Annotated in this window: 6 protein-coding genes and 1 pseudogene; 3 read left to right on the plus strand and 4 right to left on the minus strand. The window is 45.3% G+C overall.

Annotated elements, in window-relative coordinates; genetic code table 11:
- Positions 1-168: 168 nt before the first annotated feature.
- Positions 169-2,187: an exo-beta-galactosidase/exo-beta-(1,6)-glucuronidase gene (locus BLW31_RS09830; RefSeq protein ID WP_010536338.1), complete on the minus strand. Its 2,019-nt coding sequence runs from the start codon at positions 2,185-2,187 to the stop codon at positions 169-171.
- Positions 2,184-3,887, minus strand: coding sequence for a BNR repeat-containing protein (locus tag BLW31_RS09835; protein WP_010536337.1), 1,704 nt, complete (start codon positions 3,885-3,887; stop codon positions 2,184-2,186). The genes BLW31_RS09830 and BLW31_RS09835 overlap by 4 nt, the downstream gene beginning before the upstream one ends.
- A 204-nt stretch (positions 3,888-4,091) precedes the next feature.
- Here BLW31_RS09835 and BLW31_RS09840 point away from each other — a divergent pair, with 204 nt between their 5' ends.
- Positions 4,092-5,093 carry a family 43 glycosylhydrolase gene (locus tag BLW31_RS09840; protein ID WP_010536336.1) on the plus strand — a complete coding sequence of 334 codons (1,002 nt, stop codon included), beginning with the start codon at positions 4,092-4,094 and terminating at the stop codon, positions 5,091-5,093.
- A 37-nt stretch (positions 5,094-5,130) separates the two neighbouring features.
- Positions 5,131-7,137, plus strand: coding sequence for a glycoside hydrolase family 127 protein (locus BLW31_RS09845; RefSeq protein WP_010536335.1), 2,007 nt, complete (start codon positions 5,131-5,133; stop codon positions 7,135-7,137).
- Between the two features lie 158 nt (positions 7,138-7,295).
- Here BLW31_RS09845 and BLW31_RS09850 read toward each other — a convergent pair whose 3' ends face one another.
- Positions 7,296-8,147, minus strand: a complete 852-nt coding sequence (locus tag BLW31_RS09850; RefSeq protein ID WP_010536334.1) for a TonB family protein — start codon at positions 8,145-8,147, stop codon at positions 7,296-7,298.
- Between the two features lie 100 nt (positions 8,148-8,247).
- On the minus strand, positions 8,248-10,194 hold the full coding sequence (locus BLW31_RS09855; protein WP_010536333.1) for a glycoside hydrolase family 97 protein: 1,947 nt from the start codon (positions 10,192-10,194) through the stop codon (positions 8,248-8,250).
- Between the two features lie 230 nt (positions 10,195-10,424).
- Between BLW31_RS09855 and BLW31_RS09860 the strand changes: the two are divergent.
- A pseudogene (locus BLW31_RS09860) lies at positions 10,425-13,065 on the plus strand (two-component regulator propeller domain-containing protein).
- Position 13,066 lies beyond the last annotated feature (1 nt).

The following is a 13,066-nucleotide window of genomic DNA, read 5'->3' on the forward strand; positions in this document are numbered from 1 at the left end:
AAAAAGATTAATAAACAACGACTAAATAATAGTATAGACAGATATACTGATAAGTAGAACATTTTGAAGGAAAATTCGCCTTAGTAAGCAACCACTAATAGCAATTATTCCTACAAAAAAAGACAGTGAAAGCATGCCTCCACTGTCTCTTCTTTCATTTTTATAATATCACTGAAATAGAATTGTTTTTGTTTCTTTTGCAGATAATTGAATTATTACCTGTTTCTTATCCTCCGAGATACGAATAGATTTGACAGGACTCAATTCCTTCTTGGAAAAGGTATTCTTACCATCATTCTTTTTCCATAATTGAAGCATTACATAGATTTTACTGTCAGTTAGTTTATCAGAAGTCATAATCAAGCCACACTGATTACTTACCGGATGTAATCCCTCCGGATACATTGTATATACTTTATTCCAACCAGCCAATGGTATCATTGCAAGCTCATATTCTCCATTAGACAAAACTGGCACTTCCTGTCTATCTACTTTCCGGGATGTTTCTTGGATATTTGTATTCAGACGGGGAAGAGAATAATGTCCTAAACATATCTCTGTCGGCTCAGATACTGAAACCTTATCCACTCTCAGTATTCCGTTTGGCAGCGGAATATCAGCCAGTTGGTACTTTACAGTACTATCTGTTTCGAGCACAGCATCACGACGGTAAATACCATCTTTAAAACTCTGGAATGTATAAAGCCGTAATACCTCCCATTCACCTTTCTTGTTCTTTGTTCCGTAATTCATGGATATTTCCCCGTTATTTCCGTCCGCCATCCACGGAAATTCCGTGTTGTAAGCCAACTTATTGTAGTTTTCTGTACTACGGAACTTTTGCCAGTCCTTTGCAACCGTTTCATGACACCATGAGCGCATCTCGGAAGCACCACTATTCGGATAATTCGTTATTAGCAAATTGGTTCCCGGTTGAAACTGATTATACACATTTCCTTTTTTCAGCTCTTTTTCCCAAGGGCCAGTATTTTCTTTAGCAGTCCAAAACTCAGCATCTTCCGGCAGCAACAAACTTAGGAAAGCTTTACCACACCAGTATACGCTACCACGACAGCTATAGATCTGTACGGCAGGAGCAAAAGGCTCGTAAAAGCCCATTGTCGGAACACCATCTTCTAGAAATTCCGGTCTTTCCAGAAATTGTAATAAAGTAGAAGATGCTATTCTTCTTATCCACCCATAATTTACTTCACCGCTCTGATCATATTCAAGCAAAGCAAGTGGGGCAACTGACGCAAAACGATAGCAGATACTTCGTCCCCACATATTCATCTTACCATCCCGACTGAACATATACGGATAGTTAGCTACCATATCATGTTGATTTGCCAAGAATTGCTGTGCCAACTGAGGATACTGCTTCTTCCCAAACATCTCCGCCCAGATAGGGCCATAGGTCTGGTATGCCCATGCACTGTAATAGTCATAAGCCGGAGCATCGTTGTACCAGCCTTCTCCACGATAACGTGCCAGGAGTTTCTTTAAGTTTGATTCTAAATAATCATCATTCACGACATAGCCCTGATCTTTCATAAAACTTAAGATAAACACATTGAAGAACATCCAGTTGGAACCGATAGTCGGTCCCTCTCCATAACTCAGCATGGTCGCAGCAAGCGAATCCTTTTGTGATTTCGTCAACGGGTCCCACAAAATAGCCTGGGCTGCTTTCATTGAAATAGCCAAAGAGCCTAACTCAAGTAAAGTCTGACTGGGACCTCCCTTACGATGAGGAATATAACTCTTACTTTTCGGATTAGAGAGATTCACCAATTGATGCCGATAATAGTCTGCCACCTTTATTCCGTTCATCACTAAATCCGGGTTATCTTTCAAAAGAGGAGCAGCCACAAACAAGGTTCGTGCCAGTCCCTCCAGCTTGGCAACCGGAACTTGTCCGTCATTATTGGGATATGTTTTGTCCAGTTGCTTCGGAAAGTACATCTGATCGTCCAATGTATGAATATAATTGAATGCACCTTGCAGCAAATATTCGCCCGCCTGTATCCAATGTTGGCGTGTCATTCCTGTATAAGGACTTCTTTGATAATCCGGTTGCTGTACGGTAAACACATTTTCTTGTGCAGCAACTGATCCCCCCAACAAAGAGAGAACAAACAATGCAAGGATTCCTGCCACACTATTTTTTAAAGCTCTCCTTCTCATTTTATTTCTATTTTTTGATCCAACAGTCCGTTAATATATACACATAATACACCTTTATTATACTCCCACTTTAGCTTGAAGCTTTCATACTTTTGTGGAGTGTACCACTTACCACCTGTACTGCGCGAAGTTGTTTTCCAGCAATCAGATGTTCCGAGTATATTGGAACTGGTATACACCTTTCCTTTATATCTCACTTCCGGCTTCATCGTTTTCCCATCCAGATAATACTCAAGATCACCCAGTTGCAAAAGTGTGCCTTGATAATGAGCGGCATCAAGAGTGACCGTTTGTTCCAGTGTAAAAGCCTTCTTCGGGTTGAACTTGAAATTCTTCTCCGTTACAAGATTCTTTTTCTTCTTTGCATCCGGAAAGCCTTTAAAATCACAAGCAATTCCCGTGCAGTAACCTTGCGGATAACGTGAGCTGACAATCCAATCATAATAATTGCCGAACATCCACGTAAGTCTCAAAGGTGAATCTTCCGAACCAGGTATTATATAAGGACGGACATTATTATACTGCGAGTCTTTCGTGACTGCTTCTGTAGAAGCAATCTCCCCGTCTTCATTCAACACAAATTTTATAATCTCGTAGACTTTCCCCTGTTTTCCTTCCACAGGCAGCGAACAATACACATGATTAGTATTCGACGGATCTATAGCCATACCGGCACTATAACATTTTTCCAGATTAGGGGTCTGATGAAAATGACCGCCGGCATTGGCTAGAAATGTCATCTTCCATTCGTGCCCGTTCCACTTCGCATAGTAGTAATCATGGGAGTTCTTATCACTGCTGATACGTACCATGGCAATAACCGGATGATTATTCTCATCCGAAGCAACCTGCCACACCCAATCACGCGCCGACGAATGATCGACCAAAGTAGATGGATACCGGCGTACATAGTCAGTCGTCTTGTTCACTTTAAAGGTACCGTCGGCAATAGCCGAAAGAATATTTCCCCTGACATCCTTCAGCTGCAAAGAGCGGATGTCGATATAATTAAAATACAGAAAATTAGGTTCCTCATTGTCCGGATGTCCGGTCGTATAAGCAAAATAAATCTTATCCTTTCCATTCGACATATACTTGGCATAAGGACGGGCACCTGTAGACTTCACTATCTGATAAGGCCCCCAGTCTACCTTTACCTGATCATCCTGATCGGGCAACGACAAGCGGGCAACAGTAGGATGCCAGCCAATCCCCCGCCAACACAGATAGATATGCTCCGGATCATCCGACAAGATAAACGGAGACGGATAAGTGGTATTATCCTTCGTTTTAATCACCTTTTCATCTCCCAGTGTCGTTATGTCTCCGGGAGTGCGGGAGATACGATAATAGAAACAAGGCTCATCCGTATGGCGCGAATAAAAGATCATGATCCGTTCGTCCGGCAATACCAGAAACGTCGGATTATTATGGTCATCCGGCTGAAAATAAGAGCGGATCAACACCTCATCCTGCCGCTTCTTTTTAAAGTCATACTGCATAGCTTTAATATTGCCATGTACATCAATATAACCGATATATGTCCTGTTTATCGTACCTTTTTTATTTTCATAATGCAAAGCCCGCGGATCGGCAAACCAGCACCAGGCTCCTTCGGCAGTTACTTCATGCCCTTGTGCCGGCCATAAATGACAGAATAAGTATAAAATCAGAAAAGGTAAAATCAGTTTCGCTCTCATAGTAATAATATATTTTTAGATCAGTGCAAAAATAGTGCTTTATAATCAAAAGGATATCCGAATACCGTTCATTAAAGTCTAAATTTAGTTCACAACTTCTATTATGAATGATAATTATCCCCCTTTGACAGATATGTGACCCTTCTTTTATTCAGATAAGACCTATCTTTGTAGCATACGAACTAATAATTATATCTACCTATCATGAAACATTCATTCATCAGAATTATTCTATTTAGTTTGTTCCTTATCGGAACAATGCAAGGCGTAGCACAGAATAAAAAATCAGGCAATCCTATTCTGCCCGGATTCCATGCCGACCCCGAAGTATTGTATTCCCATCTGACAAAACGTTATTATATTTATCCTACCAGCGATGGTTTTCCGGGATGGGGCGGAAGTTATTTTAAGGTCTTTTCATCGAAGAATTTAAAGACGTGGAAAGAAGAAACAGTTATTCTTGAGATGGGCAAAAATGTCTCCTGGACAAATGGAAATGCCTGGGCTCCTTGTATCGAAGAAAAGAAAATAGACGGAAAATATAAATACTTCTTCTATTACAGTGCCAATCCAACGACCAACAAAGGCAAACAGATAGGGGTCGCCGTAGCAGATTCCCCTACCGGACCTTTCACCGATCTGGGTAAACCAATTATCACCTCCTCCCCCACAGGAAGAGGACAGCAGATTGATGTGGATGTATTCACCGACCCTGTATCGGGCAAAAGCTACCTTTATTGGGGCAACGGTTATATGGCAGGAGCCGAACTCAACGACGATATGCTGTCCATCAAAGAAGAGACCATCAAAGTTTTAACGCCCAAAGGGGGAACCCTGCAAACTTATGCCTACCGTGAAGCACCTTACGTGATTTACAGAAAAGGAGTTTACTATTTCTTCTGGTCTGTTGACGATACCGGTTCACCGAACTATCATGTGGCTTACGGCACTGCCCGGTCACCACTCGCCCCGATTGAGGTAGCCAAAGAACCGATCATACTCATCCAGAATCCGGAAAAAGAGATCTACGGCCCTGCCCACAATTCTATCCTGCAAATACCCGGAAAAGATAAATGGTATATCGTATACCACCGTATCAACAAGAATCACTTGAAAGACGGACCGGGCTGGCACCGTGAAGTATGCATCGACCGGATGGAATTCAATCCGGACGGAACAATCAAACCGGTCGTTCCCACCCCATAACAAAGAAACGAGCTATTCATTCTAAAATAATACCAAGATGAAAAACATTCTGACTGCAACATTCCTGACTTGCCTCTGCATCACAGGAAATGCACAAATTAATCATGGGTATCCTATTGACCCTGTACCTTTTACCTCCGTCAAAGTGACGGACAGTTTCTGGGGACAGCGCCTTCAGGCGAGCCGTGAAGTAACTATTCCTTTGGCATTCAGCAAATGCGAAGAGACAGGGCGTTACGAAAACTTTATAAAAGCGGCCCACCCCAGCGATACATATAAAGTAGAAGGATTCTCTTTCGACGATACCGACGTATACAAAACAATAGAAGGAGCCAGTTACTCCCTGCAGACCTATCCGGACAAGAAGCTGCAAAAATACATCGACAGTATACTCGTCATTGTTGCCGGAGCCCAAGAACCGGACGGCTATCTCTATACCGCCCGTACCATGAACCCGAAGCATCCGCACAACTGGGCAGGAAAAGAACGCTGGGTAGCCGTAGAGAACCTGAGCCATGAATTCTACAATCTGGGGCACATGGTCGAAGGAGCCGTAGCGCATTATCAGGCTACCGGAAAGCGAAACTTCCTTGATATTGCCATTAAATATGCCGATTGTGTCTGCCGCGAAATCGGCAACGGGCCCGAACAAAAGAAATATGTACCGGGACATCAGATAGCCGAGATGGCTCTAGTCAAGCTCTACATGGTGACAGGAGATAAAAAGTATCTCGATCAGGCAAAGTTCTTCCTGGATACCCGTGGATACACAAGCCGGAAAGACGCTTACAGTCAGGCACACAAACCCGTAGTAGAGCAGGATGAAGCCGTAGGACATGCCGTGCGTGCCGTTTATATGTATTCCGGCATGGCAGATGTGGCAGCCATCACCGGTGATAGCAGCTATATTAAAGCGATTGACAAAATCTGGGACAACATCGTCTCTAAAAAGATTTATATAACCGGAGGTATCGGTGCACGTCACGCAGGCGAAGCATTCGGTAACAACTACGAACTCCCCAACCTGTCCGCTTATTGCGAAACTTGTGCGGCTATCGGCAATGTGTATATGAACTACCGTCTCTTCCTGCTTCATGGAGATGCCAAGTATTTCGATGTGCTGGAACGCACTTTGTACAATGGTCTGATATCGGGTGTATCACTGGACGGAGGTTCTTTTTTCTACCCCAACCCACTGTCTTCCAGCGGAAAATACAGTCGCAAACCTTGGTTCGGTTGTGCCTGCTGCCCTTCCAATGTCAGCCGTTTCATCCCGTCGTTACCGGGATATGTGTATGCCGTGAAGGACGATCAGGTATACGTGAACCTCTTCCTCTCTAACAAGGCCGAGCTGAAAGTGGATAAGAAAAAGATTATTCTGGAACAGGAAACCGATTACCCATGGAAGGGAGACATCCGTCTGAAAATAGCACAAGGCAATCAGAACTTTACGATGAAGCTCCGTATTCCCGGTTGGGTACGTGGAAATGTACTGCCCGGTGACCTGTACGCTTACGCTGACAATCAAAAACCGGTTTACCGGGTATCCGTCAACGGACAGCCAGTAGAAAGCGACGTGAACAACGGCTATCTCAGTATCGCCCGCAAATGGAAAAAAGGAGATGTAGTAGAAGTACATTTCGATATGCTTCCCCGAATAGTAAAAGCAAATCCGAAGGTAGAAGCCGACCGCGGTCGCGTTGCCGTTGAACGCGGGCCCATCGTGTATTGTGCAGAATGGCCGGACAACAGATTCAATATACACAGCGTACTTCTCAACCAACATCCGCAATTCAAAGTAACAGAAAAACCTGAGTTACTTTACGGTATCAATCAACTAACAACCGATGCACAGGCATTAAGCTATGACATGGCAGGAAAGTTGGTAGCTAAAGACGTAGAACTCACTCTAATTCCATATTATGCCTGGGCGCACCGTGGTGAAGGTGATATGGAAGTATGGCTACCCATCGATGTAAGTGCCACTTCAACACAGCTACAGGAAGCAGGAGTATGGGAGGATAACGGATTCTTTAAGAATTAATACGAACGTTGTGAAATGAAGAATGATGAATGAAGAATTACTTTGCAGCATGATAGCGCAGCCAATTCTTCATTCATCATTCTTCATTCTTCATTTCCACGCAGTTTTCAAGCCTACGTCGCCTGACAAGCAAAATCTTATATCAACAGAGGAAAAAATCAATCAGCCAATATCCTCACATTCGGCGAAGGAACCCGGAACCAATATTCCGTCCATCTTCTTTCCTGTCCCGGAACCGTAAAAGATAATTTGATTAGATTATCATGCAGTCGTTCCACACTGATTTCATTCTTTGTTCCTTGTGTAAAAGTAGGATCAAGCGATCTGTCCACCATTTCCACATAAGTGTTATCCGACGGCAGACTGTACTCACCTTGACAATAAATAACTGCATTTGACTTGCCATCCATACCGGCTGTCATTATATTCATGAATGTTTGGTCAGCCGACACAATCTTTAATACAGGAAATAACAGTATTTTATATCCATGTTCGCCCGGCTGTACGGAGCAACTTTGCCATACTCCTTGCAAAGACCTGTTTTCCACTTCCTGTCCCAACGGCACCACAAGTTCGGGGAAATTAGGCCTCGGTGTATCCTTTCTAGACAGATTAAACATGATCGGAGCAGTGAAACGTACTTTCACCGCCTCACCTCTATCCATTCCCGGTTTCCATTTAGGCATTGATTTCACTACACGTAACGCTTCTTCGTCCAGCAAGGGGTCGACTCCTCTTATAACTTTGGCCTGATCCAATGTTCCGTCTTCCATAATGACGAACTGCACAATCACACGACCGGAAATCCCCTTCTTTTGTGCTTCCACAGGGTACTTGATGTTTGTAGACAGAAACTTCATCATAGCTTGTATCCCTCCCGGAAATTCCGGCAGTTGATCGGGCATCAGATAAACTCCATCACTATCCACCTTCTCCACAGGCTTCTGCTGGGCAAACGAAGGCAGGCATACCAATAATACGAGAAACAGACCGAATAATTTTGTGTTCATAACTATCATATTTAAAGGTTAAACAATTACCGCAAGATAGTGTATTTTTATTGAAACACAGCAAGATTCGTCTGTTTCTTTTCACATAATGAAAAAAATATCAACGCGCTACCAGTACAGCACCTCCTTGCGACCGAATCTCCAGCTGCACTTTACCATTCTCCTTCACCTTCAGCGATGTAAGTTGCGGCTCCCCCTTCTTGTCATCCTTATAAAGAGCCACCGTCTTTCCGGCAAACATCTCCAGATCCAATTTCAGTTTCAACGGTTCCTTTCCGGCATTCACAGCCGCCAGATACCAGATATCTCCATGCCGACGTGCCAACACCACATATTTACCCGGATAACCATCGACGAACCGTGTTTCATCCCACGTTGCGGGTACTTGCTTCATAAAGTCCATACAGACAGCCGGAACATCGTTCAGATTGTTCGGAGCCAATGCTAAGTTCTGAACCGGATTCTGGAACAGAACGGTAGTCGCCAACTGGAACACATCCGTAGTCCGGCGCGTTGTACCACCGTCATTATTACGGTTCAGACGCTTGTTCAGGAAACAACCGCCAAACTCCATCGATCCCACCGTATTGCGGATAAACGGATGAAGGCATGTATTGAATGCCTCCTCATCGCAGAAATGCTGGTTGAACACCATATTCTCCGATGCCAGCACCGCTTCACTACCTACATAGTTCGGATACATACGTTCCCATCCGCGAGGCAATGTACAGCCATGGAAGATAACCATCAACCCATGATCGTCCGCATCACTCAGGATATCTTCATACAACCGCATCGTCTCCTGCTTGTCACCTCCGAAGAAATCGACCTTGATTCCCTTCACACCCAGACTTTGCAGCCATCTCATTTCACGTTTACGGATGATCGCATTGTCCATCCGGTTTACCGGCCCCTGTTCAATGTCATTCCAATAACCGGAAGAACTATACCATAAGAATAATTCCACTCCCTTACTACGTGCATACTCAACCAGTGACTTCATACGCTGATGTCCGATTCTCGTATCCCACCAGTTGTCTATCAACACGTACTCATATCCCATCGCCGAAGCCAAATCAATATAACGCACCTGATCATCATAGTTAATACTGCCGTCCTGCCAAAGAATCCAGCTCCATGTACCGCGACCGAAACGATACTCATGTTTCGTTTCATAAAGCGGACTTACCACGTCCCACGGAACAGTCGTTTCTACAATCGGTTTCAGATTATCTCCCACCGTGATCGTACGCCACGGAGTAGCACCGGGCAATGCAAAAGCAGGAGCGACCGTCCCGTTGCCATTATTTTCTTCCGCCATCGGAAAAGCGACCGTATATAGATTTCCTTCGCTCACGTCACTCAACCGGGAACCGCAATAGCGACTGTCCACACCCGTCTCGCTGACCAGTACCCAGCCGGCATCCCCTACACGGAACAAACAAGGGAAGGTATATCCATGTCCATACTGCGAACGTTCGCTCATCGGAGCATCTGCCTTATATTCTTCCTCATAGCTGGGTTTCGTACGTTTCCAGCCTATCATCGCATCGCTCTGCGGACACAGGAAAGTAGTAGTCTGTTCGGGAAAGCGGAAACCTGTCTTTTCCTCATTCACCGTCACACTGGCTCTTCCACCCTGATGCGGCAAAGTATAACGGAAAGCCACATCATGATCACTCACCCGAAAGACAACTCCAAGTTTCTGCCCTTTCTCATTCTCGAAATGACAAGTCAGTTCATTCGCACGGTAATGTACTTCGGAGACCTTAATACGCGTCTGCCGGTAGACAGTGTCGATCTTGTCAACGGAATGTCCGGCCAGTTTGAGATTCTTCGTAAAATCACCGATATTGGTATCCATACCCAAAGGGGACTTCTCCAGCATCGTTTGTCCGTTATAACTGACAGAATAGCAAGGTTTCGTCTCGTTCTGAGCAAATACCGCCAACTGCAACTTTCCGTCCGGTCCCTTTACAACTACATCCTGCGCTGCAAGAGTACCCATACCAAGAATTGCCACCAAAGCACTTACAAGTTTCTTCATAATATTATTCTTCGTTTTATAATTAAAATGCTTTCCTATTATACCGAAAACAAAAATAGGAAATATAATTATCTCCGCACACAGGCTTCAGGCGTTTGCATGATTTCTCCCCCCTCTTTGATTGATATACAGACATCCCCTCCCGAAACTCCTTATAAAAAGAATCGTTTGACTAAGTATAATCCCGACTTTTTCTATCTTTGTCATCGATAACCATAATCCGTATCCTAATGACGGCAAATAACCGGAAAAACACCAGAATACTCCTATTCCTCATCCTATGTATCAGGATGACGCTGACTGTGAGTGCCGGCGACTTTCTGTTTACGTCGGTCAATACGGCTCAAGGATTGAGTGACAACCAAATACGCTACATGCTCCAGCTACCCGACGGAAGAATGGTGTTTACCACCAACGGGAGCGTCAATCTGTATGACGGCGTGCATTTCAGCTACCTCCACCGCAAGGCAGAAAACGTCTATCCGCTGAAACAGTATGACGGATACTACCGCATCTATCAATGCGGGGATTCTCTTCTGTGGATCAAAGATCGTCATAAACTGATGTGCATCCATCTCCCTCAAGAAGAATACATTGCCGACCTCGACTCTTATTTTCGGGAAAGAGAATATACACGAACCGGTAGAAGACCTTTTCGTTGACCATTCGGGACGTATCTGGCTGCTTACTTCCCGGACATTGCAGGAACTGAAAACAGGCATCCGCATGGCTCTGCCGGAGCATGAGCAGCGAAAGCTACAGGACGTAAATTCAGACGAACGCGCGATTTATTTATTCTATCACACGGGCGAAGTAGCCTGCTACGATCCGAAAACCGGCAAACGACTGTACGAACGGGCAGCTTACCCCGCATCCGAACGGGAGAACTTCGGGTATACCTCTCTTGTCGTTAAAAGCGAGAAAGGATTCTACCAGTTGCGCAATGGACGCAAAGGAGGACTATTCTACTTTAATCCGCAAAACCGGACATGGCAAAAGCTGTTCGAGCAAGACTACACGCTCAACACCTTAATCGTCACCCCACAGAGCGAGAAAGCATACGTCAGTTGTTACCACGGTTTCTGGATCATCGACCTCAAAAACGGGGAACAACAGTATATTCCCGTACTGGAAACAAAGAAAGGACAGCTCGTTTCGACCGAAGTCAGCACCATCTTTCAGGATGCTCAGGGCGGATTGTGGATCGGCACATTCAATCGGGGATTGCTCTATCATCACCCTGCCATGCACAAACTGCTGAACGTCAGCCGTACTTCTTTCCCCGTATCACCGGAAGAGGATGTAACCGTCGAAGCCTTTGCGGAAGACGACGACCACCACATTTATCTGAAAAGTCATTCTAAAATCTATCAGTTGACGACCGACAAAGAAGGTGCCCGTATCCTAGTGCCTGTATCAGCCTCATCGATTTCTACAGAAACTGCAAGAGCGCTGAACCGGGGAAGTGGAAACCAATCGTACAGAAACCAATCGTACACCGCTTTATGCACCGATTCACGAGGATGGACATGGGCAGGAACAGCCGACGGACTGGAGCTTTTCACTGATAACGGGCAAACGCCGGACCACACAGCCTCCCCCCGTGTCTTCTATCGTGAAAACGGACTGAGCAACAACTTCGTGCAGGCAATCATCGAGGATAAGAATAACAATATCTGGGTGACTACCAGCAATGGTATTTCGCGTATTCATGTCCATCCGGAGAATCAGGAGGTCGGTTTTACCAATTTCAACCAGTTAGACGGCGCATTGGAAGGAGAATATATGCAAGGAGCCGTCTTCGAATCTTCCGACGGCACACTTTATTTCGGAGGCATCGACGGCTTTACCATTTTCTGCCCCGACCAGGAACTCGCCACTCCGGGACTGCCCTACAGACCGGTCTTCACCACCCTGCGTCTATATGGTGAGAAAGTCAACACCGGAGAAAGGTACGGAAACCGCATCATCCTGCCCCAAGCTGCTCCTTATACCACGAAGATAGAACTGGACTACAACCAGAACTTTCTGACCTTCGAATGTTCGGCACTGAACTACGTGAACAGTGAACGTACCTATTACCGCTACCAACTGGAAGGAATCGACAAACAATGGATGAACGCCTTCGCAAGCGGACAAGGGAACGCAACCGTCGGCAATGGTATCCTGCAGGCATCTTACACCAATCTGCCACCCGGAGAATATACATTCAAGGTTGCCGCATCCGACAACCTGTTGCAATGGAACGAAAACATCACAAAGATACAGGTCACCATCCACGCCCCTTGGTGGAAAACGACTACTGCCTACGTTCTGTATACAGTCGCCCTATTACTGATCGTCTCAGGCAGCATCCGCCTCTATATCTATCAGACAAAGAAAAAGATGGAACAGCAACATAAAGAAGAAATTCTGCTGCTCCGTATCCGCAACCTGATAGAACAATGCAATAACTATGAGGCCGAACAGAAAAACCGTTCGGAGAAAAAGGACTGCCCCCATCCTGCCTGCGATACGAACGCGACAGCATCTGATAATGGCTCAGCCTTCCTGGTACAGGCCATCGAACTGGTGGAAAAGAACCTTGACGTAAGCGGCTACTCCGTAGAGCAACTGAGCCGTGACCTCTGCATGGAACGTACCGGACTTTACCGCAAGCTAGTGACTTTGCTCGACCAGTCTCCCAGCCTGTTCATCCGTAACATCCGTCTTCAACGGGCAGCACAGTTGCTTGCCGAAGGCCAACTGAGCGTAACTGAAATAGCGGAGCGTACCGGTTTCAGCAGTTCCAGCTACCTAAGCAAATGTTTTCAGGAAATGTACGGGTGCCGTCCGTCGGAATATGCGGAGAAAGCGAAGAAATCAACCTGAT

This window comes from Bacteroides faecis MAJ27, assembly GCF_900106755.1.
In the GTDB taxonomy this organism is placed as follows: domain Bacteria; phylum Bacteroidota; class Bacteroidia; order Bacteroidales; family Bacteroidaceae; genus Bacteroides; species Bacteroides faecis.

Coding starts and splice junctions, on each gene's coding strand:
- BLW31_RS09845 (WP_010536335.1), top strand. CDS start 5,131: ATGAAAAACATTCTGACTGCAACATTCCTGACTTGCCTCTGCATCACA.
- BLW31_RS09850 (WP_010536334.1), bottom strand. CDS start 8,147: ATGAACACAAAATTATTCGGTCTGTTTCTCGTATTATTGGTATGCCTG.
- BLW31_RS09830 (WP_010536338.1), bottom strand. CDS start 2,187: ATGAGAAGGAGAGCTTTAAAAAATAGTGTGGCAGGAATCCTTGCATTG.
- BLW31_RS09840 (WP_010536336.1), top strand. CDS start 4,092: ATGAAACATTCATTCATCAGAATTATTCTATTTAGTTTGTTCCTTATC.
- BLW31_RS09855 (WP_010536333.1), bottom strand. CDS start 10,194: ATGAAGAAACTTGTAAGTGCTTTGGTGGCAATTCTTGGTATGGGTACT.
- BLW31_RS09835 (WP_010536337.1), bottom strand. CDS start 3,887: ATGAGAGCGAAACTGATTTTACCTTTTCTGATTTTATACTTATTCTGT.